Below are 22669 nucleotides of genomic sequence, written 5' to 3' on the forward strand. Positions count from 1 at the left end.
TCATGGTTGGGATTAAGGAGAGTGTCAGTGAGCGCGATTTATAATTTCTGTGCTGGACCTGCAATGTTACCCGCAGCGGTAATGAAAAAAGCACAACAGGAATTACTTGATTGGAATGGCCAAGGCGTTTCCGTGATGGAAATCAGCCACCGAAGTAAAGAGTTCATCGCGCTTACACAACAAGCCGAGTCCGATTTACGTGAACTGATGCAGATCCCCACAAATTACCATGTGCTATTTATGCACGGCGGTGGTCGTGGACAGTTCTCCGCTGTTGTGAATAATTTTTTAGGTAATCATGGCCGAGCCCTGTATTTAGTCAGTGGTCAATGGTCATCTGCCGCGTTAGCCGAAGCACAAAAGCTCGTGGGTGAAGCGCAGATTGATAGCTTGAATATTGTTGAAAAACACAATGGACTCAATGCGGTTGTCTTACCTGATTTACATAAAATCGATGCCGATTATCGCTATGTTCACTATTGCCCTAATGAGACAGTAGATGGTATCGAAATTTTTGATGAATTAGACTCACCTTGGCCAATTGTTGCCGATTTATCGTCAACCATTATGTCACGTGAAATCGACGTCAGCCGCTACGGTTTGATTTACGCTGGCGCACAAAAGAACATAGGTCCATCGGGTCTGTCGATAGTGATAGTGCGCGATGACATGTTAAAACTGCCGAGTTTACCGCAGTCGTCCATCATGGACTATCGTTTAGCCGTTGAGCATGATTCTATGTTCAATACACCGCCAACCTTTGCTTGGTATCTCGCCGCTGAAGTCTTTGCTTGGCTTAAGTCCATTGGCGGCATTGCGAGTATTGCAAAAATTAATCAACAAAAAGCGCAGATGTTATATCAATGCATTGATGGTAATGCTTTCTACCGTAATGGGGTTGTTGCAGCGAACCGCTCACAAATGAACGTGACTTTCCAATTAGTCAACGAAGCGCTCGATAGTGAGTTCCTAAAGCAAGCCCAAATAGCTGGGCTCGTTGCCTTAAAGGGTCATCGTATCGTAGGGGGTATGCGTGCTAGCCTCTATAATGCAATGCCACTCGATGGTGTAGTTGCTTTGGTCAAGTTTATGAATGAGTTTGCAAACAAACATAGCTAGGCTTAGCTGTATTGAGTTACTCATTAGCTTGCGACGCTTAGCGTCTAGGCTTTTCTGCCTGAATATCAACGTTATGCTTATTGAATGTTGATCATCAGTTAGCCATCCCAAAAGCGAATGCTCAAATGCATTCGCTTTTTTGTTAGCTTTAATTTATCGACAATGGCGTTAAGCAAGATGACGTTGAGACCAGATGCCTTCAAGAACACTCGCTGTGAGAAAGCCTGTGAGCTGACGCGCATTACTGAGTAAGATGCTGGGTTAGTTGTATGTTATTGTTTATCATAATTAAAAGAACGTATCTTTAGATGCGTATACACGATAAATCAATAGGATGTCACCGATGGATTTGGCCAAGCTTTCGCGGATTAGTATGAAGCATTTGATCACTTTGCATGTGATGCTCGATACCTTGAGCGTAACCGCCAGTGCCGAACGTTTATGTTTAAGTCCCTCATCCGTCAGTAAAACCTTAAGCCAGCTCAGGGACAGTTTAAACGATGAACTGTTCTATCGTAACGGCAACTCACTGGTAGCAACCCCATTGGCAAGACGATTAGGGCCAAGCGTGCAGCAGATGATCAATGATATGAATCAGATCATGAGTCAGGATGCGTTTAACCCTGCACATTTTGAGGGGCGTTTTTCGCTTGCGATGCGCGAAAGCACCTTTGAACTGCTGGCCGCCAAGCTCAGCGCCCATATTCTGAGCTTGGCTCCTAATATCCGCCTCGATATTTACAGCAAAGACAATATTGGTTTTGATGGATTGCTTAAAGGTACATTAGACTTTGTGCTGTTACCCCATGATCTGAGTCAACCTAATCCTCTTCAAGACGATCTGGTGTGGGAAACCTTGTTTAGCGATGAAATGATCTGCCTGATGAATTCGTCCCATCCCTTGGCAAAGCAGCGAAACATCAGCTTTGATGATTACCTAAGTTACCGCCATATTGGCATTACCGATACGGATCTCAGTACGCCTTTTTTTGATATTTTGCTCGCCCAACAATCTAAAAAACGGGCCGTCCCCATTTCGGTCCCAGACTTTGGCAGTGCGGCGTTAATGTGCCATCACAGTGAGTTGCTTTTTACCTGCTCGCGCCGCTGGGCATCCATCGCTAGCCAAGCCAAAGGCTTAACGATTAAATCTTTACCCATAGAATATGGCAAAGTGGCTTACAGCCTAGTTTGGCATAGTCAAAGCATGAAAGATCCCGCACTGCGCTGGCTTTATGAGCAAATTTTGCTTTGCAGTCGTTAAAGGTATATGGAAGGTAACACGAGATTGGTTACGCCTCGCTTTGCAAGCGTTGCGGCTAAGCGTTCAATATCGGCTTGTTTACAGCTTGGCCAATTTAGTGCTTCATCGACAACACCATGATGGTGAAAGGCATTTAACTTAACTCGCGTATCTGGGCCTAGCAGAAGTAAATAGGTCGCTAGCGCTTCTATTTCGTCCTCGTAATCCGTGATGCTCGGAATGTGCAGCAATCTCACCTCATACAGTTTTTGCTGTTTAGCCAATAACTGGATTGATTTAAACACGGCATGGTTATCACGACCAGTAATGTATCTATGGGTATCTTGCTGCCACGCTTTGAGATCCACCATAGCGCCATCTAAAAACGGCAGCAGTTTATGCCATCCCGTTAGACTTAAACTGCCATTGGTGTCGAGCATGCAAGTTAAGTGTGATAACGACTCTGTCGCTTTAATTCCTTTAAACAACGCAAGAATAAATGGCAGTTGCAGACTCGCTTCGCCGCCGCTCACGGTAATACCATTAATAAAGTGACGCTGACTATGGAGAATCGTCAGTATCTCCTCGACTGTGTAACGACTGACCTTAGGGCTCGCTTGTTTCGGGCATACGGCAATACAAGTATCGCATTGGCTACAACGCTCACTATCCCAGTGAATGCGAGGCTTATCATTGAGGTTTATTAATGTCAGCGCATTGTCAGGGCAGGTGGCGACACAATCGCCACAGGCATCGCATAAACCTATGGTATGTGGGTTATGGCAGTTTTTGCATTGATAGTTGCAGCCCTGTAAGAATAACACGAGCCTGCTGCCAGGCCCGTCGACACAGGAAAAGGGCAATAGCTGACTGACTATTGCCTGTTTATTTATGGCCTGTTCATTTAACAACACAGGGGGGAGTGCTCATGGGCGATAACGCGTGCTTGTCGTTGCAATATTCCCGTATTAACCGCAGCTTCTGCGGCTAAGCCTGTGGTATTGAGACGCGAGCCGCACTGTTTAAACGCTTCAATATCTGAGCGTTTTACCATATAGCCAGTCACGCGCATTAAATCGTTAGAGGCGACATTGGCGGTAAACTCCCTAAAACCTAACTCAAGCGCGGCTTTACACAATTGGAACATAGCTTGAGGATTGGATTTCACGGTTTCATCTATGGTCAAAATATCGCTAATCCCCGCCGTATAATACTGATGATGTTGCGCTAGGGCTTGAATATGGGCGATGGGATTCGGTTCAGTGCCATAGGGGATGCGAACGCCAGGAGTCACATCATTGTCGATACTAATACCGCCCTGTGAATGCAGTAGTGCCCGCCCATGGTAACCATGTGTGACGGGTGTGGATTTCACTATGGCATCGAGCGCAGCAGAAATACGATAGCCCAGCTGATTTGCATCTGTCTGATGACCATAGCCAGTGTGTTGATCTCGTTGAGATAACTTCGTTGCATCAGTAGCCGTGAATGTCCGCAGAATATTCACGGCTTCTGCCATGCCGTAAATACCAAACATGGGTGCAAAGCGCGATTCATCAATCAATTGCTCTTTAACTAAAAAACTGTCAAAGAAGTGTGATTCTTGATGCAAAAATGCCGAGCGCGCGTCAATGAGCTCGAAGGTGAGTGAGCAGTAATTTGGCAATACAGTATCAAAAAAATCGTTTATAGAATTGGCCTTTAACGCAACTTCTTTAAGATTAAGTCGAACTAAGGTATTGGCGCCGCCCGCTAACGGCAACGCGTTGTAGCAACTGACAATACCAAAACCGCGCTCATCAAACGCACTGGCATGCAGTGGGTAATTCGCGATATGCGGCTTACTGCACTGAGAAATATTGGTGGTCGCAAGCAACAACAATTCATCTGGCGTGACGGCGGGGTCGTACATAAAAGTCAAATTGGGGGCAACTTGTTTTAACTCGGCATCAATGCGCAGTAGGGTGCGGCAAACGATGTTATCTGTAGGGCCAATATTCACATGCATAAAGGCATCGGGCAGGGTTCTGTCGAGCATGATCCAAAATAGTTTTAATTTACGATAAAGAACTTCTGAATCCATTCCTTCAACGAAAGGCATCAAAATGTCATCCAGCTGACCTAAATACACGGGGATATTGGTCACCGATGGCACGTGATGATACAGAATCGTTAAGGCATTGATGGCTTCATCCAAGTTTTTTGCCGCTGATAACTCTAAGTATTCAGAGCCTTGTTGAAGGTAGCGGGCATAATCTGGCAACACATAGCGTGGTTTAAACGGCGCATGGCCTTCAAACATGTCGCAAATAATACCGTCATTCATCGCGGCTTTTACCTCGGGCGATATCGACATATAGGGCAAACTGGCTTCCGCTTCTAATGCTAAATAGTTGGATTTTTGCTTGGGTGAAAGCTGCGGGTTGGTGACGATTTGCACTAATTTATCTTGTAATAACATGGCTGAACATCCACAAGTTCTATGATGACCACTAATCTACTCAGTGGCGTTGGCTTTAAAAAGTGAAAATAGCCGCAGTCCTGATTAATGAAATGGAAATCCGCCGACCTAGGTCACAATTTGTGGCTTATTGCGATAACGTCGCGATGTCAAAATCGCTAGAATGTGGTTTTACGATTAAAAATAAATGCTTGAACAGTGAGACGTGGCCTTGCTTGTCATATTGGGGATATGAAACAGAGGATAATGAACTGCCAAAACTTATCGGGTGGGATGATTAAAAAATTTAACACTTGAGGCGGTAAATGAACTCTGCTGTATCCCTTTATTGCGGGAATACAGCAGAGTGAGCGGTGCAGATAAACTCAGCGGCTTAAAGCACTTTAGCAATCGATTGAGCTAAGTAATCAACGTTATCTTCACTGATCCCAGCAATACTGATGCGGCTTGAACCTACCATATAGATGCTGAATTCTTTTTGTAGGCGCGCCACTTGCTCTGGAGCCACCCCAAGGAAAGAGAACATACCTTTTTGGCGGGCGATAAAGCTAAAGTCACGGTTTACGCCGTTGGCTTTAAGTTTATTCACTAAAATGGCGCGGTTGCCGTTGATGCGATCGCGCATCACTTTCAGCTCATCAAGCCATTCTTGGGTTAATTCTGCCGATCCTAAAATCGTCTCAACAATCGCGGCACCGTGGGCAGGTGGCATAGAGTAGAGGCAGCGAACCACATAAAGCAGCACAGATTGCGCGATATTGGCGGTATTGGCATCTTTGGCAATCACAGAGCAGGAACCAATACGCTCACGGTACAAACCGAAGTTTTTCGAGCATGAGCTGCACAGGATCATATTATCGACCGCTGCCGCCATATGACGCACGCCGTAGGCATCAATATCCACGCCATCACCAAAGCCTTGGTAGGCCATGTCAATCAGTGGTGTAAAGCCTTGCTCTTTTGTCAGGGCAACCACTTTATCCCATTGCTCTGTGGTTAAATCCATTCCGCTTGGGTTATGGCAACAGGCGTGGAATAACACCACATCATCAGGACTTACTTGCGATAATGCGGCAAGCATCTCATCAAATTTCAATGATTTGCTATCGTAGTCATAGTAAGGATAGGTTTTAACAGTAATGCCAGCCGCTTCGAATAAACCGATATGGTTTGCCCAAGTTGGATCGCTTACCCATAACACAGCATTCGGGTTGCAGCGTTTGATAAAGTCACCCGCCACGCGCAGCGCGCCTGTACCACCGGGTGTCGATACAGTGCGGATACGGTTAGCGATAATGGCACAGTGGCCAGTACCAAAGGCTAATTCCGTCATCAAGGTGTTGAATTGTGGTGAGCCTGTTGGGCCAATATACACTTTAGTGGTTTCGGTATCGAGACGGAATTTCTCGGCTTTTTTCACGCAGCTCAGGATCGGGGTCACGCCTGTAGGGTCTTTATAAACGCCCACACCTAAATCAACTTTTTGCGGGTGGGTGTCTTCGCGGTACTGAGTCAACAAGCCAAGGATGGGATCTGCTGGCATTGCGATGAGTGAGTTAAACATAGCTCCATCTACCTTTCTGGTTATAGTGCAAACGTGATTGTTCGTATCAGATATGCGTTATTTATCGTTTGGAGGCTAGAATAGCGCGGAAAGGTAAAGTAATTAAAGTGAAAACTGTGATTACACGCTAGTTATCTTGGCAAAAAAGCCTGCCAAAAATACGGTTAAATCATAAATTAACCGCTTAAATTTTGCGTTTTTGTTATTTTTACACTGTTCTCAGCAAATAATCTGACCAAAATGTCATTTTTCTCGAAAAAACGGTTGAATCCTTAGCGACAATCGGTAATTTTATAACGACGAAGCACCAACAAGGCCCCAATCTCCTTTTATTTGTAATCTTAACTTGACGCGCTGTAGCGTGAAGTTGCCATTTTGCGTATTCAGTCCGCGTGATCGTGATGATGACGCCCTATAGAGAAAGAAGATTTATTCATGAAGCAATTACGTCTTGAACCTGTTGTGCAAGTCCGCGGTGAAATCAATATTCCGGGCTCAAAAAGTATTTCAAATCGAGCCTTATTATTGGCCACCTTAGCCCAAGGTACGACCACGCTCACCAATCTGCTCGACTCAGATGATATCCGCCACATGTTGGCCTCCCTCAAGCAGTTAGGGATGAACTACCGTTTATCGCAAAACAATACTGTGTGTGAACTCGATGGTTTAGGTGGTGTGATTTCCTCAGCATCCGCGCAGGAATTGTTTTTAGGCAATGCGGGTACCGCAATGCGCCCCTTATGCGCCGCCTTAACCTTAGGCCAAGGTGAATTTACTCTCACGGGCGAACCACGTATGGAAGAGCGTCCGATTGGCGATTTAGTCGATGCCTTAAGGCAACTCGGTGCCAATATTGTTTATCTTAAAAATGACGGTTTCCCGCCACTGACGATTAATGCCACTGGCCTTAATGGCGGTGATGTTGAAATTGCAGGCGATTTATCGAGCCAGTTTTTAACGGCGTTGTTGATGGTTGCGCCGCTTGCTAAGGGCAGCGTCAATATCCATGTCAAAGGCGAGTTAGTCTCTAAGCCTTATATCGATATTACTATCGCCTTGATGGCGCAGTTCGGCGTTAACGTCATTAACCATGACTACGCGCGTTTTGAGATTGTTGCAGGCCAGCGTTATATATCACCGGGTAAAGTACTGGTAGAAGGCGATGCGTCATCGGCATCGTATTTCCTCGCGGCAGGGGCGATTAAGGGCGGCGAAGTCAAAGTCACGGGTGTGGGTCGTTTGAGTATTCAAGGCGATGTAAAATTTGCCGATGTGCTCGAAAAAATGGGCGCAGATATCGAGTGGGGCGATGACTATATTATTGCACGCGGCTCCCAATTAACGGCCGTCGACTTAGACATGAACCACATTCCCGATGCGGCCATGACCATTGCAACCGCAGCCTTATTTGCTAAAGGCACGACGGTTATTCGCAATATCTATAACTGGCGTATTAAAGAAACCGACCGGTTAGCGGCTATGGCAACTGAACTGCGAAAAGTGGGCGCCGAGGTTGAAGAGGGGAATGACTACATTAAAATCACCCCGCCTGCCGTGATTAACACCGCTGAAATTGATACCTACAATGATCACCGCATGGCCATGTGCTTTTCTATGCTGGCATTTGCCGATTGCGGTATCACCATCAATGATCCAGATTGTACTTCTAAAACATTCCCTGACTACTTTAAGCAGTTTGCGAGCCTGCAAGGCTAAGTCTGTTTGTTTCGTTATTGTTACAACCATCAATGTCAAGAATAGCAAGCCGTATTTGTGCGGCTTCTAATCTTCATAAAAAATCCACGGATTTTGTTTGTCTTTTATTGTACAATGCGGCGCGCTCATTTTCGGGGGCTCACTTGATGAACTCACGGATGATGGTTATTTTTTGCGGAGGAATGTATGTCTGAACGGGCTCCTGTAGTCACAATCGACGGCCCAAGTGGTGCTGGCAAAGGTACAATTAGTCAATTATTGGCTCAGCATCTAGGTTGGCAACTACTTGATAGTGGTGCCATTTACCGAGTTCTTGCGCTTGCAGCAATTCATCATAACGTTGAACTGGAAAATGAAGAGTCTATCACGTTGTTAGCGGCACATCTGGATGTGAAGTTTTTAACAGGCAATGATACCGATCCGGTTCAAGTGATATTGGAAGGTGAAGACGTCACCACCGACATTCGCACTCAAGAGTGCTCGAATGCCGCTTCAAAAGTCGCTGCCTTTCCACGGGTGAGAGAAGCCTTATTACGTCGCCAACGGGCCTTTAAAACGGCGCCAGGATTAATTGCCGATGGTCGTGACATGGGAACAGTCGTTTTCCCAAGTGCGCCGGCAAAATTATATTTAACCGCCTCAGCTGAAGAGCGTGCCCAAAGACGCTATAATCAGTTGCAGGACAAGGGCTTCGATGTTAATATCGAGCGCCTTTTAAGTGAAATTATCGAACGTGATGACCGCGATATGAATCGTCCGGTGGCTCCTTTAGTCCCCGCCGAGGACGCGCTCATTATCGATACTAGCGGTAAGGGTATTGATGAAGTGCTAGCGCTTGCGCTTAACTTTATCAACCAAAAATTATCCGGCACTAACTAAGTTAGCCCACCGGATAGGTATTCGTATTAAGGATGATACGGATAATTTGACTGACTCCACGTCTAGGACGGACAGTGGTTTAATAAAGAAAGTAACCTAAACATGACTGAATCTTTTGCTGATCTATTTGAACAATCCCTTCAAACTCTGGAATTCCGTCCAGGCTCTATCGTTCGTGGTACTGTTGTATCAATCAAAAACGGTATGGTACTGGTTGACGCGGGTCTGAAGTCTGAAAGCCCAATCCCAGCTGAACAATTCAAAAACGCTCAAGGCGTTTTAGAAATTCAAGTTGGCGATGAAGTTGACGTAGCTCTTGACTCTGTTGAAGACGGCTTCGGTGAGACTCAACTGTCTCGCGAAAAAGCGAAACGTCATGAAGCTTGGATCGTTCTGGAAAAAGCTTATGAAGATGCTGAAACTGTAATCGGTATCATCAATGGTAAAGTTAAAGGCGGTTTCACTGTTGAATTAAACGGTATCCGTGCCTTCTTACCAGGTTCTCTAGTTGACGTGCGCCCAGTTCGCGACACCGCTCACTTAGAGTACAAAGAATTAGAATTCAAAGTTATCAAGCTAGACCAGAAGCGTAACAACGTTGTTGTTTCTCGTCGTGCAGTTATCGAATCAGAAAGCAGCGCTGAGCGTGATGCACTGTTAGAAAACCTGCAAGAAGGTCAAGCAGTTAAGGGTATCGTTAAGAACCTGACTGACTACGGTGCATTCGTAGATTTAGGTGGTGTTGACGGTCTGCTACATATCACAGATATGGCGTGGAAACGTGTTAAACATCCATCAGAAATCGTCAATGTTGGCGATGAAATCAACGTTAAAGTACTGAAGTACGATCGTGAGCGCACTCGTGTGTCTCTAGGTCTGAAACAACTTGGCGAAGATCCATGGTTAGAAATCAGCAAACGCTACCCAGAAAACACACGTTTAACTGGTCGCGTTACTAACCTAACTGACTACGGTTGCTTCGTAGAAATCGAAGAAGGCGTTGAAGGTCTGGTTCACGTTTCTGAAATGGATTGGACTAACAAGAACATTCACCCATCTAAAGTGGTTAACTTAGGTGATGAAGTTGAAGTTCTGGTTCTGGACATCGATGAAGAGCGTCGTCGTATTTCTCTAGGTCTGAAACAATGTAAGACTAATCCATGGGATGACTTCGCAACTCGTTACAACAAAGGCGACAAGGTTTCTGGTAAGATCAAGTCAATCACTGACTTCGGTATCTTTATCGGTCTTGACGGTGGTATCGATGGTCTAGTTCACCTGTCTGACATTTCTTGGAACGGTACTGGCGAAGACGCAGTTTCTGAATACAAGAAAGGCGATGAAATCCATGCAGTGGTTCTGTCTGTAGATCCAGAGCGTGAGCGCATCAGCTTAGGTGTTAAGCAAACTGAAGATGATCCATTCAACGCATACTTGGCTGACAAGAAGAAAGGTACTATCGTAAACGGTACTGTTTCTGCTGTTGATGCTAAAGGTGTGACTGTTGAACTGGCTGACACTGTTGAAGGTTACATCCGTGTAGCTGACATTTCACGTGAGCGTATCGAAGATGCATCTACTGTCTATAATGTAGGTGATGCAATCGAAGCTAAGTTCATGGGTGTTGACCGTAAGAACCGCTCTATCAGCCTGTCAATCAAAGCGAAAGACGAAGCTGAAGAGAAAGAAGTAATGGCGACTCTGAACAAACAAGATGACGCTGTTATTAGTAATGCAATGGCTGAAGCGTTTAAAGCAGCTCGTAAATAATCGCCTGTTGTTTGGGGAGACATCTCTCCCCATTAGGCGACTGTGTTTGGCTTGATAATAGGGGATAGCTAGGATGACGAAATCTGAACTTATCGAAAAACTCGCCACCAGGCAGTCGCAGCTGTCGGCGAAAGAGGTTGAAGGCGCAATCAAAGAAATGTTGGAGCAAATGGCAACAACATTAGAAAGCGGTGATCGTATTGAGATCCGTGGCTTTGGTAGTTTCTCGCTTCACTATCGTGCACCGCGGACTGGCCGTAATCCAAAGACTGGTTCATCAGTCGATTTGGAAGGTAAATACGTCCCGCACTTTAAGCCAGGCAAAGAACTGCGCGAGCGTGTTGACGCCGTTAATGTGTGATTGACCGCATAGTAAAAAGCCTCCGTTAGGAGGCTTTTTTGTATCTATTGCAAGGCAATGCTGGTCAGCTTAGTAAATTTCTTGGATAATCATTAAATTGAAACGCGTTTAGGGAGTGCAGCGTGAAATCATTTGTAGCAACTGTGCTTGTGGCACTGTTATTTATTCTGGCGTTGATTTTTGGCGCGCGCAACGAACAAGTGGTGACCATCAGCTATTTTGTCGCACAGGGTGAATATCGTTTACCTGTTGTCTTAGCGATTGTCTTTTTTGCTGGTTTTATTTTGAGTTGGTTATTTGCTAGCTACTATATTGTTCGCTTGAAATTAAGTTTAGCGGCAACTAAAAAGAAACTAAATCAAGTGATCGCTAAAATCCCTCAGGATGTAGACGCCTAATATGCTTGAGATCCTCTTTCTGTTGCTTCCCATTGCTGCCGCCTATGGTTGGTATATGGGGCGACGGAGCATAAGGCAGAATCAAAGTAATCAACGTAAACAATTGAGCCGGGATTATTTTACTGGCCTCAATTTCTTACTGTCGAACGAATCGGATAAAGCCGTCGATTTGTTTATCAGTATGCTAGATGTTGACGATGAAACCATCGATACCCATCTGTCACTCGGTTCGCTGTTCCGTAAGCGAGGCGAGGTCGACCGCTCTATTCGTATCCATCAAAATTTAATCGCGCGGCCTACATTAACCAATGAGCAGCGTGACATCGCTATGATGGAGCTGGGTAAAGATTATCTAGCAGCAGGTTTTTACGACAGAGCTGAAGAAATCTTTATTAACTTGGTCAGCCAAGACGATCACAGTGAAGAATCTGAAACACAGCTTATTGCTATTTATCAGGTGATTAAAGAGTGGCAGAAAGCCATTGATATCACTAAGCGTTTGAGTCGTAAGCGTCAGCAAGTTTTAAAGCCGTTAACGGCACATTTCTATTGCCAATTAGCCGATGAAGCCAGTGATGATGCGCAGAAAATTAAACTGCTACAGCAAGCGCTGAAGCAAGATCCTCAATGCGGTCGTGCATTATTGACCCTAGCGAAAAAATTCCTCGATATTCAAGATTATGCCCAGTGTAAGCAAATGCTGCTGCAACTAAAAAAAGCCGATATCGAGCTTTTTGCCGATGCAATCCCCACAGCTAAACAAGTTTATCGCGACACGCAAGATAAAGAAGGCTTCCAAGAGTTACTCGCAGGGGCCATGGCCGATGGTGCGGGTGCATCAGTGGTTGTCGCCTTAGCGCAGCACATGATAAGTCTTGATGAGATTAAAGCGGCAGAGACCATTGTGCTCGATGCGTTATATCGCCATCCGACCATGAAAGGTTTTCAGCACTTGATGCAGATGCATTTGCGCCAAGCCGAAGAAGGGCAAGCTAAGCAAAGTTTAACTATGCTGGAGCAGCTCGTTGAACAACAAATTAAATTCCGTCCGAGTTACCGTTGTAAGGAGTGTGGTTTTCCTTCCCATGCGCTTTACTGGCATTGTCCTTCCTGTAAAAACTGGGGCAGCATTAAACGGATCCGAGGCCTAGACGGCGAATAATCTATTAGAAGAATACACAGTTTGTGTAACCCAGTTGGAGAGATGATGACGATTAAACCTATCCTCGTAGCGCTTGATTACGATAATAAAAACCATGCTTTACAACTGATAGAAAAACTCGATCCCAACATGTGCCGCCTTAAAGTCGGCAAAGAAATGTTTACCTTGTTTGGCCCGCAACTGGTGAAAGATATCCATGATCGTGGTTTTGATTTATTCCTTGATTTGAAATTTCACGATATTCCCAATACTGTCGCCAAAGCCGTGGCCGCAGCCGCAGAGCTGGGCGTATGGATGACGAACGTACATGCCAGTGGTGGCTTAGCCATGATGGAAGCGGCTAAAAAAGCATTACTGCCATACGGCGATAAAGCGCCTATGCTGATCGCGGTCACGGTATTAACCTCGATGAGTGATGACGATCTTAAATTACTCGGCATCAATGTTCCTGCGTTTGAGCATGTGCAACGTTTGGCGAAGCTCACGCAGCAAGCGGGACTCGATGGCGTGGTGTGTTCCGCCCAAGAAGCGACAGCCTTGAAATCACTGTTAGGTCATGATTTCAAGCTCGTGACGCCGGGGATCCGCCCAGTTGGCAGTGATGCTGGCGATCAACACCGCGTGATGACTCCACCTCAAGCGATAGCAGCGGGTTCTGATTACTTAGTGATTGGCCGCCCAATCACCAAAGCTGCCGATCCGTTAGCGGCATTGCAAGCGATTCACCAATCATTGGCATAGACGCCACACTAGCCGTCTAAAGCGCGGTTTGAAAGTCGTTTGACCGTCGTTTAAATAAAAAAGGCTTGGAATCGCTTGTTGGTATCCTTGATATGATTGATAAAAATTGAAATAGTATGTTGAATTACAAAGTAAAATACTTAATCACACCCTGAGTGCATATCTCACTGTTCACGGAGAACGCCCATGTTTAATGCTACGATGTTTAACTATCAAGGTAAAAATGTTGTCGTTGTCGGAGGAACCAGTGGGATAAATCTCGCGATTGCCATTGCGTTCGCACAGGCTGGCGCAAATGTGGCCGTTGCGAGCCGCAGTCAAGATAAAATCGATGCCGCGGTATTGCAGTTGCAACAGGCCAATCCTGACGGTATTCATTTGGGTGTGAGTTTTGATGTGCGCGATCTTAGCGCCCTTGAAGTCGGTTTTGATAAAATCGCTTCTGAGTTTGGTTTTATCGATGTGCTGGTAAGCGGCGCGGCGGGGAATTTCCCTGCCAGCGCCGCAAAGCTTTCGGCCAATGGTTTTAAGTCGGTGATGGACATTGATTTGCTCGGCAGTTTTCAAGTGCTAAAGCAGGCTTATCCTTTGCTGCGTCGCCCCAATGGCAATATTATCCAGATTTCGGCGCCGCAGGCTTCGATCGCTATGCCAATGCAAGTGCATGTGTGTGCGGCTAAAGCGGGTGTTGATATGCTGACGCGAACTTTAGCGTTAGAGTGGGGCTGTGAGGGGCTGAGAATTAATTCGATTATGCCTGGCCCAATCGCCAATACTGAAGGTTTTAATCGCCTTGCACCCAGCGCCGCATTACAGCAAAAGGTTGCCCAATCCGTTCCGCTAAAACGCAACGGCGCAGGTCAGGATATCGCCAATGCCGCGCTATTCTTAGGCTCTGAATTAGCTTCCTATATTACGGGAGTTGTGCTGCCGGTTGATGGCGGTTGGTCACTTGGCGGCGCCAGTATAGCGATGACAGAGCTTGGCGAACTGGCCGCAAAAATGTAGTTTGGTTTTAGATTATTGATATTCAAAATCGAGAACTTTGATTTTATAGAAATTAAGTAGGTAATGATCCATGGCTAATGCATTACAAGAGCAGCTACTCAAAGCAGGGCTTGCCAGTAAACAAAAGGTTCGCGACGTTAAGACTCAAAAACGCCGTGACAAAAAATCACGAGTTGATGATGGCTCAAGTGCTTTTAAGCAAGAAGTGGCAGAGCAAAAACGGTTGCAGGCGCAAAAAGATAAAGCGCTAAATGAGCAACGTTTTGCAGAGGCATCTGAGCGTGGACAGGTGCGCGGTTTAATCACAGAGTTCACTAAGTCTGCGATTAAGATCCCAGCTTATGCTGAAGTGAAATTTAACTATACTCTTGATAATAAAATTTATTCTTTATACATAGATGAAAAACTGCAGGCAGAATTGCTTAAAGGGCAGTTAGGCATAGTGCGTTACGAAGATAAGAGTTACTTAGTACCACATAAGTTAGCCGAGCGAGTTAAACTGCTGGTGCCGCAGTGGTGTGGTTATCTGTGGCAACAGGATGAATCTAAAGCTGTAGTCGTTGGAGATGATCCCTATGCAGATTACGCAATTCCTGATGATTTAATGTGGTAATTGCCACAAGCCTGTGACCTAACGCTAAGACAATCCTGTTGTAAAGCTTATAAAATAGAGACCCTTAAGTTCAAGCTTAAGGGTTTTTTTATGGGTTAAATTTATATTTAGCTCGCACACTCGCATACTTTTATATTATTCACAGCTGTATTTGTAATGAGATTGTTTTCTACAGTGAACTGGTATAAATTAAAACAACTGTTTTAATCCTACGTTTAAGAGTCTACCAATGAATCCTTACCAAGCCCCGTTGACGGATATGCGTTTCCTACTGGAACAGGTATTTGATGCCCCAAACACTTGGGCACAATTGCCTGAGATTGCTGAAATGGTCGATATCGACACGGCCAATGCTATTTTGGAAGAAGCAGCCAAGATCAGCTGTGAGTTGATCCATCCGCTGAACCGGACGGGCGATGAGCAGGGCGTGTTGCATCAAGACAATCAAGTGATTACCCCTGATGGCTATAAAGCCGTTTATGAGCAGTATTCCCAGGGCGGTTGGATTGGTTTGTGTGGCGATCCTGAATTTGGTGGCATGGGGATGCCGAAGATGCTGGGGATCTTAGTCGACGAAATGGCTTACAGTGCTTGTAATGCATTTACACTTTATGGCTCGTTAACCGCGGGGGCGGCTTTATGTATCAATGCCCACGGCAGCGAAGAATTGAAACAAGCTTATTTGCCTAAGTTATATTCCGGCGAATGGGCGGGTGCTATGGATATGACGGAGCCGCAAGCGGGTTCTGATCTACGTAATATCCGTACCCGTGCTTTGCCGCAGGATGATGGCAGTTATGCCATCACGGGCAGCAAGATTTTTATTACAGGTGGCGATCACGATTTAACGGAAAACGTCATCCACTTAGTGCTTGCTAAGCTACCGGATAGTAAAGGGATTTCACTCTTTCTGGTACCTAAGATATCGGTTAATGCCGATGGCAGCTTAGCCAATGCCAATGGTGTATCAGTGGGGTCTATCGAGCATAAGATGGGCCTTAAAGGTTCTGCGACCTGTGTGATGAATTTTGATAATGCCCAAGGTTTCTTGATTGGTGAGCCTAATCGTGGCCTAGTGTGCATGTTCACTATGATGAACTACGAGCGTTTAGCAATTGGTATTCAAGGGCTTGGCAGTGCGCAGGCGGCGTACCAGATGGCGGCCGATTATGCTAAAGAGCGTAATCAAGGCATCGCCGCTGGCGGCTCATCGACGGGCAGTGATTCTGATCCCATTATTGTCCATGGCGATGTGCGCCGTATGTTGTTGACCATTCGTGCGATGACAGAAGCGGGCCGTGCTTTGTCTGTGTTTACAGGACAACAGCTGGATTTAGCAAAATATGCCCAAGATGAGGTTAAGGCTAAAGCGGCGCGTTATGTGGGTTTATTAACGCCAGTGGCGAAAGCATTTTTAACCGATCGGGGTCTAGATGCGACTATCATGGCGCAACAAGTCTTTGGTGGACATGGTTATATTCGTGAAACAGGTATTGAGCAATTAGTTCGTGATACCCGTATCGCTCAGATTTATGAAGGCACCAATGGCATTCAAGCCATCGATTTCCTCGGTCGTAAAGTCACTGGCGATAACTTAGCCGCATTAAATGAATTTGTGGCTGACTTGAAGGCACAAATGCGCGCATTTACTCACGTTGATGCGGTGAAAGTGGCGGCAGTATGTGCACGTTTAGATGCCTTGGTCATCGTTGCCGAGTCAGTTAATGATCGCAAAGTGGCTCAGCCTGCACTTATTAATGCGTGTGCGGTCGACTTTTTAGATGCCTTTGGTTACACCCTGTATGGTTTCTACTGGTTGGCTATGGTCGATAAGGTCGCGGATCATGAAGATAAAGCTTTTGCCGAGCAGAAAGTCTATTTGGCTAAGTTCTATTTTGATAAGTTATTGCCAAAAGCGGATTACCATATCGCTCAAGTCAGAGCTGGTGATGCGACGACTATGGCGATGCCTGCGGAGTTGTTTTAACAAGGCTTCGGTATATTCGTTTAGATAAAAACTGAAAAAGCACTGATGACTCAGTGCTTTTTTGTGCAATTTTTTTACTCTGTAGCAGTTAATTAATGACTCTAGTGAGCCGCAGTATTTACAGTTGCAGTGGTTGATGACGGTTGCAGCACTGAAATCAATTGTTTAAGAAACTCGGCATTGAATGAGGGGTTATGCTGATTTTTCAATTCAGGACTCATGCCATTCTCAAGGATTACAAACAGGGTATCGTTATGCTGGGGCAAACGGATAAAGCCCGCTAAATTAGACACGCCTTGCATCGAGCCTGTTTTTGCAAAAATTTGCTGTTTAAGCGGAGGCTTGTTGTAGCCCATACGATATCTTAAGGTGCCGCTGATCCCCGCCTGTGGCAGACTCGTGATTAACGGACTAAAGCGGCTATCTTGGTGGATTAGCGCCAACACTGCTGCTAACTGCTTGGCATTGAGTAAGTTATAGCGTGACAATCCTGAACCATCCACAATATTGGCGTTACTCAAATCTATGCCTAAATTCGTTAAAATTCGCTGCATGGCAGCGGCACCATTGGTAAAGCTGCCTTGGGTCTTAAAATAACTTTTACCAAGTTGCTTAAAAAGGCTATCGGCAATCAAATTATCTGACTTGAGCAGCATAGTCTCGAGCAGCTCAGGTAAGGGCGCCGAGCTATGGCTGGCAATTAGTTTTGCCTTTTGGGGTAAGTTAGTGCCGAGTTGTACTTTACCCGCAAGAGACATCTCGCCTTTAAGTAGGGAGGTGAGGTTATCTTGGGCAAATTTGAACGGATCGCTGACCGCAATCGCCAGTGGTATCGCCTCACCGCCAGGGTAACAGCCGCGTAAATGGTAGTTATTTTGACCTAATCTGACCATATCAAGTTGGCAAAATTCGCGGCTCGCCTTTTGATCAAACACCGCATCGCTGCTGATTTTAACTCCATAACTCCCCGCGCGCAGACTTACCTGTGAAGGTTTGCTGGTAGAGCTTGGGCTAAACTGACCATAGACGCAGTTCTGATTGATAATATAACTCGACACTGGCGCGGCAAAACAAATGCCCAAATCATCCCAAACCCAACCCGGAGCTTGCATTTGCTCTTGTTTATCGCCGAGCAAATACAGATGTCCATCAATGCGATTAATGCCTTGTTTTACGAGATTGGCAAAAATGGCCTTGAGATCGGCTTGAGTTAGCGTGGGATCGCCACTAAAACGCAGATAAGCACTGCCTGCGATATGGCCCTTGCGTATCGGTGCATCTGTCCATAATTCCGTGACATAACGAAAATCAGGCCCAAGCTGAGCCACAGCACTGACTGCCGTGAGCAGCTTTTGGGTACTGGCTGGAATAAACAAGGTCTCAGCTTGTTGGCTATAGATCACTTGATTGTTCGACATATCCATTGCCAGTAAGGCGATTTGTGAATGTCGAGGGCTGATCTTGCTGATTGCTTGGCTAAGCGAAGTGGTTTGAGCACTTATCGGCCTAGAATCATGTTGCTCTGCATAGGCCATATTATGACTTGCGGCTAGGAGCAGGCCGGCATATAGAGTGGTTTTCAGTAACGTTTCCATGTTAGCTATTGGCCATTTTTATCAAAACATCATTAAGATTAGGTTGGTATTGTGTGCGGTTAATCCTCACTGCTGCCGTCATCCTTTTCCATCAAGCGATATAAACGTAGGGTAACAAACAATACCAGCCCAATAAACAACGGCAGGATGAGTAACCCTAACTGGGTTTTAAAATGGAAAATACCCCAAGCAAACAGCAATGTCAGTGCTAACGTCAGCAGAATTTTTTTGTTCATAGTCTTAATCTTGTATCGTGTGGTCTAATCGCAAATAGGCGGTTTAGTTTACGCTAAATCACTGGATTCGGGGTGAATGAAATGGGTTTGAAGATTATTTTGTGATTTGGCAGACATTTTGGGTGCAGTTTAGTGAAATTTGGACTGATTTGTAGCGTTAAGAATCACCCTATTTAGGGGCAACATATTGTGTGGACGGGCAAATAATGCCGAGAATACTCGCCGTAAAATGCGATTTCAAGCAAGGATAAATGAAGAAGATTTTTAGGTAAATCGGTGCACTGAAGTGGAATAAAATCGCGTGAGGTCAAATTACCAGCAAAACCGTTAGGTTTAACAAGACTTTTGGGAGAAAAGTCTTGCCGAGACGAGGTGAAGTCGGTAATTTCTACCCCTTACGATTTTAGGTTCTTAGGTAACAACTAAACCATGCCACATATTAGTATGCGCGGCTTACCACAAGCGGTCGTTGCAGCGTTCAGCCAAACATTACTGCAGTCATTGGCGGATATATGTAAAGGTAATGCAGAGAGTTTCACATTAGATTGGATCCCAAGCATCAGTTTTCGAAATGGAAAAATTGATCAACGCTTTGTCCAAGTTGAGTTACTCTGGTTCCCTAAGGACCCTGATATCCATCTTAAAGTAGAACAAACGATCAGGTTGGCAGTGACAGAGGCCTATCCAGAGTTAACACATATTGCTGTGATGTTTTTATCACTGAACCCCAGTGCTTCCTATCGGGGTGGTCAGCATGTTTAAAGGAGGATGCCTTGCTAGATAAGCTTGGTGGAATAGCCGTTCAACCCGAGGCTTTAACGTGGTTGCTCACGCCATGCCGTTTCAAGGCAGAATTACTCGCTCGTATTGCGAGCGCCAAGCACAGTATTTATATTGCGGCGCTGTATTTAGAAGATGACGAAGCGGGTCGTGAGATATTACAAGCCCTCATGGATGCCAAAGCAGCAAATCCAACGCTTGATATCAAAGTGTTAGTCGATTTTCACCGTGCGAGACGTGGCTTGATTGGCCATAAAGGTGATAGCGGTAACTATTTGATGTACCGCAGAGTTATGGCTGAAGCCGAACATCCCATCGATATCTTAGGTGTACCCGTCAAATCCCGTGAATTTATGGGTGTGTTGCATCTTAAGGGATTTATTATCGATGATGCCGTGATTTATAGCGGTGCCAGTCTCAATAATATCTATTTGCAACAACACGATAAGTACCGTTTCGATCGTTATCACTTGATTGAGTCTGCCGAATTAGCGCGCAGTATGCGCGCGATGATCCAGAAAAATATCATTTCTGATCCAGCTGTGTGTTCATTAACGCAAGATGCTGAGCAAGAAGTGCTACCACCAAAGACGGATATGCGTAGCTTTAAGCTGAGACTGTCTGACGCTGAGTATCAGTTTAAGGAAACCCGTGATGGCAATCGCATCACGCCGTTACTTGGGCTAGGACGCAAGAAAAACTTGCTCAATAAAGTGGTTGTCGCCTTGGTGGAAGAGTCAAAAGACTCGCTGTTTATTTGCACGCCCTATTTTAATCCGCCGTACATTTTAGTGCGCGCTTTAGCGAAGCATTTACGCAATGGCAAACGCATCGATATCGTTGTGGGCGACAAGACGGCTAACGATTTTTATATTCCGCCTGAGCAGGATTTCTCGACCATAGGTGCCTTGCCCTATATGTATGAGCAATCATTGCGTAAGTTCGCTAAACGCCAACAGTGGGCGATTGATAATGGTCAGTTGAATATCCATCTGTGGAAACACGGCATCAACAGTTATCACCTCAAAGGCATCAGTGCCGACGGTAATAAGCATTTGATCACAGGTTCTAATCTGAATCCAAGAGCTTGGGCGCTGGATCTTGAGAATGGTTTGTTGATCCAAGATGAAATTGGCTGCTGGAAAGCCCAGTTTGAAGCCGAGCAGGCACATATTCTGGAACACACACAGCGGTTATATCACTACAGCCAAGTCGACACCTTACAGAGCTATCCTGCGCCAGTGAAGAAGATCATGACTAGAATTCGTCGCCTTAAAGCTGACTTTTTACTGCGTCGCATTCTGTAACGATTAAAGCTATAGAAGCAATAAATTAATCGATATTTTTGATTTATTACAGTGTCTTATCGGTTTAAAAAGCCCACAACAATGTGGGCTTTTTATTGACTGATGGTAATAGATTTAGCTTAAACCAAGAATTGTCGCTTCAAATCATATGCATTAAATCTGTGGCATTAAATTCTGGTGAGTATCATTTTGATCTTTGGCGTAATACAGAGACAGAATCACTAAAACTACCATTACAGCACTTAATAAACCTATGCTCAACTGGCCGCCCATAGGCACTAAAGACATAGTTAATGCGGCAAGTCCGGCACCAAAATTTTGTAATCCCCCCAGTAATGCGCCCGCAATCCCCGCCTGACGTGGAAATGGCTCTAATGCAGCAGATGTTAGGGTAGGGAACAGCATGCCTGCGCCACTGAAGAATAAAATCGATCCAATAAGTAAACTCCAGCCAACCACTAAATTAAAAAGACCTGGGATCAACATAAATAATGCGCCAGCACCGAGTAACGCAACACCTTGGTAAACAACCCTTTGTGGCTTATTCTGTCGGCCCGCGATGAGAGCCCCCAGTAAGTAGCCAGGAATTGGCGCAACAAAATAGCAACTGACCATAAAAGGCGTCAGTCCGAGATATTGGCCATAGAGTACGCCAGCAATGGCTTCAAACGCCGCAATACCGGCAAAGGTGGCAATCAATGAAAATAAATAAGCGCGAAACGCTCTATGGCGCAGGACATGCTTATAGGATTTGAAAACGGCTTGATGTTCCCGTTGAGCCTTAGGTAAAGACTCTTTAAAGAGGAATATTAACAACAGCCAGACCGCGACACCGAATCCCGCTAATACCCAGTATACGGCTTGCCAGCCAAAATAGGCCGCAGTGGCGCTGCCGATAAATGGTGCAAGCAAAGGCAAAAACACTACAGCCATAGAGACATAGCTATTAAATTTTACCAGTCGGTCACCAAAGTAGTGATCGCGGGGAATGCTACGGCATAAAGCGCCCGCGCTGGCTGTGCCTAATCCTTGGATAAGGCTCGCCATAATTAGTTGGTTAAAGCTTATGGCCTGAGCCGCAAATACAGCGCCTAGAACGAAAATTGCGATACCCACGACGAGTGGCATTTTGCGGCCAACGCGATCAGACACTGGGCCATACACAAATTGAAAGATCCCGTAGGAAAGTAAGTAACAGGCCATCACGGCTTGTAGTTGGCTGGCGTCCACATGGAGCCCGAGTGCGATTTGTGGAAGGGCAGGTACAAAAATCGTCTGCGCCATTTGGCCACAGGCGACCATAAAGACAATCATTAACAGTAGGCTAGACTGACTCGCCGCTGGAGCGACATCGTGATGAATAGGAGAATGTGGCGTGCCTGACATGATATTTCCGAAAAAGGTCACTTAAGGTATTTGCGCGCATCTTACTCCCTAAAAGCGTAACTTCAAGTGTCAATCATATTGATTTAACGAAATAATTTTTAATGCGATGCATAAGTTTTTATCCTGATTTTAAGCTGTAAAGCTAAACTTACGATAGGTTATTTGTCTGTTAACTAGGTCGATGAGTTGCAAATGAATTAACGCAAGGATTAACTCTGTGGTGCATATTTTCTTACAAGCCGCCGATGAGGAAAGGGAGATTGCAAGGAAGCTGTGAGTCAGTAGCAAGGCGTCAGCCATAAATCAGTAGCGACAAGAAAATATCGTTAAGGAAAAGGAGATA

The 22669-nt window shown here is 45.4% G+C and carries 19 protein-coding genes and 1 pseudogene; 14 read left to right on the top strand and 6 right to left on the bottom strand.

What is annotated here, in order from left to right:
- Window positions 1-27: 27 nt before the first annotated feature.
- Entirely contained in the window at window positions 28-1119 is a 1092-nt protein-coding gene (serC, locus tag L5M28_RS03420; RefSeq protein ID WP_131524063.1) for a 3-phosphoserine/phosphohydroxythreonine transaminase, read from the top strand.
- A gap of 343 nt (window positions 1120-1462) precedes the next feature.
- Window positions 1463-2383, top strand: coding sequence for a LysR family transcriptional regulator (locus L5M28_RS03425; RefSeq protein WP_263202471.1), 921 nt, complete (start codon window positions 1463-1465; stop codon window positions 2381-2383).
- Here the strand turns inward: L5M28_RS03425 and L5M28_RS03430 are convergent.
- The 3 genes from L5M28_RS03430 to L5M28_RS03440 form a co-directional block, all read right to left on the bottom strand.
- Window positions 2380-3240, bottom strand: coding sequence for a YjjW family glycine radical enzyme activase (locus L5M28_RS03430; RefSeq protein WP_263198608.1), 861 nt, complete (start codon window positions 3238-3240; stop codon window positions 2380-2382). The two genes, L5M28_RS03425 and L5M28_RS03430, sit on opposite strands and share 4 nt — an antisense overlap.
- Before the next feature lie 26 nt (window positions 3241-3266).
- Window positions 3267-4823 (bottom strand): YjjI family glycine radical enzyme, encoded by a 1557-nt coding sequence (locus L5M28_RS03435; RefSeq protein WP_263198604.1) that lies wholly within the window; start codon window positions 4821-4823, stop codon window positions 3267-3269.
- 373 nt (window positions 4824-5196) lie between these two features.
- Entirely contained in the window at window positions 5197-6387 is a 1191-nt protein-coding gene (locus tag L5M28_RS03440; protein ID WP_198573177.1) for an amino acid aminotransferase, read from the bottom strand.
- A 435-nt stretch (window positions 6388-6822) separates the two neighbouring features.
- Here L5M28_RS03440 and aroA point away from each other — a divergent pair, with 435 nt between their 5' ends.
- The 10 genes and pseudogenes from aroA (at window position 6823) to L5M28_RS03490 (ending at window position 17022) form a co-directional block, all read left to right on the top strand.
- Entirely contained in the window at window positions 6823-8103 is a 1281-nt protein-coding gene (gene aroA, locus L5M28_RS03445; protein ID WP_263198605.1) for a 3-phosphoshikimate 1-carboxyvinyltransferase, read from the top strand.
- Between the two features lie 186 nt (window positions 8104-8289).
- Complete coding sequence (gene cmk, locus L5M28_RS03450) at window positions 8290-8982, top strand: (d)CMP kinase (protein WP_263198606.1); 693 nt, start codon at window positions 8290-8292, stop codon at window positions 8980-8982.
- A 99-nt stretch (window positions 8983-9081) separates the two neighbouring features.
- Window positions 9082-10752, top strand: a pseudogene (gene rpsA, locus L5M28_RS03455) (30S ribosomal protein S1); the annotation flags it as partial.
- A 73-nt stretch (window positions 10753-10825) separates the two neighbouring features.
- Window positions 10826-11113, top strand: coding sequence for an integration host factor subunit beta (ihfB, locus tag L5M28_RS03460; protein WP_006081718.1), 288 nt, complete (start codon window positions 10826-10828; stop codon window positions 11111-11113).
- 122 nt (window positions 11114-11235) lie between these two features.
- Entirely contained in the window at window positions 11236-11511 is a 276-nt protein-coding gene (locus L5M28_RS03465; RefSeq protein WP_028759876.1) for a LapA family protein, read from the top strand.
- A 1-nt stretch (window position 11512) separates the two neighbouring features.
- Window positions 11513-12673, top strand: coding sequence for a lipopolysaccharide assembly protein LapB (lapB, locus tag L5M28_RS03470; RefSeq protein ID WP_105252550.1), 1161 nt, complete (start codon window positions 11513-11515; stop codon window positions 12671-12673).
- 45 nt (window positions 12674-12718) lie between these two features.
- Window positions 12719-13414, top strand: a complete 696-nt coding sequence (gene pyrF, locus L5M28_RS03475) for an orotidine-5'-phosphate decarboxylase (RefSeq protein ID WP_263202472.1) — start codon at window positions 12719-12721, stop codon at window positions 13412-13414.
- Between the two features lie 186 nt (window positions 13415-13600).
- Window positions 13601-14422: an SDR family oxidoreductase gene (locus tag L5M28_RS03480; RefSeq protein ID WP_028759878.1), complete on the top strand. Its 822-nt coding sequence runs from the start codon at window positions 13601-13603 to the stop codon at window positions 14420-14422.
- Between the two features lie 70 nt (window positions 14423-14492).
- On the top strand, window positions 14493-15035 hold the full coding sequence (locus tag L5M28_RS03485; protein ID WP_263202474.1) for a DUF2058 domain-containing protein: 543 nt from the start codon (window positions 14493-14495) through the stop codon (window positions 15033-15035).
- Between the two features lie 229 nt (window positions 15036-15264).
- Window positions 15265-17022 carry an acyl-CoA dehydrogenase family protein gene (locus L5M28_RS03490; RefSeq protein ID WP_263202476.1) on the top strand — a complete coding sequence of 586 codons (1758 nt, stop codon included), beginning with the start codon at window positions 15265-15267 and terminating at the stop codon, window positions 17020-17022.
- Window positions 17023-17123: 101 nt separating this feature from the next.
- Here the strand turns inward: L5M28_RS03490 and dacB are convergent, their stop codons facing one another.
- Both dacB and L5M28_RS03500 read right to left on the bottom strand, forming a co-directional pair.
- Window positions 17124-18617: a D-alanyl-D-alanine carboxypeptidase/D-alanyl-D-alanine-endopeptidase gene (dacB, locus tag L5M28_RS03495; RefSeq protein WP_263202477.1), complete on the bottom strand. Its 1494-nt coding sequence runs from the start codon at window positions 18615-18617 to the stop codon at window positions 17124-17126.
- Between the two features lie 59 nt (window positions 18618-18676).
- Window positions 18677-18853, bottom strand: coding sequence for a hypothetical protein (locus L5M28_RS03500; protein WP_006081710.1), 177 nt, complete (start codon window positions 18851-18853; stop codon window positions 18677-18679).
- A 429-nt stretch (window positions 18854-19282) separates the two neighbouring features.
- Here L5M28_RS03500 and L5M28_RS03505 point away from each other — a divergent pair, with 429 nt between their 5' ends.
- A complete protein-coding gene (locus L5M28_RS03505; RefSeq protein ID WP_028759882.1) occupies window positions 19283-19615 on the top strand; it encodes a DUF1904 domain-containing protein in 333 nt (110 codons plus the stop codon).
- 11 nt (window positions 19616-19626) lie between these two features.
- Complete coding sequence (pssA, locus tag L5M28_RS03510; protein ID WP_028759883.1) at window positions 19627-20940, top strand: CDP-diacylglycerol--serine O-phosphatidyltransferase; 1314 nt, start codon at window positions 19627-19629, stop codon at window positions 20938-20940.
- 153 nt (window positions 20941-21093) lie between these two features.
- On the opposite strand, the gene emrD is transcribed toward pssA, so the two are convergent.
- Window positions 21094-22326: a multidrug efflux MFS transporter EmrD gene (gene emrD / locus L5M28_RS03515; protein WP_263202479.1), complete on the bottom strand. Its 1233-nt coding sequence runs from the start codon at window positions 22324-22326 to the stop codon at window positions 21094-21096.
- Between the last annotated feature and the right edge of the window lie 343 nt (window positions 22327-22669).

This window comes from Shewanella sp. SW32, assembly GCF_025653365.1.
Lineage (GTDB): Bacteria > Pseudomonadota > Gammaproteobacteria > Enterobacterales > Shewanellaceae > Shewanella > Shewanella oncorhynchi.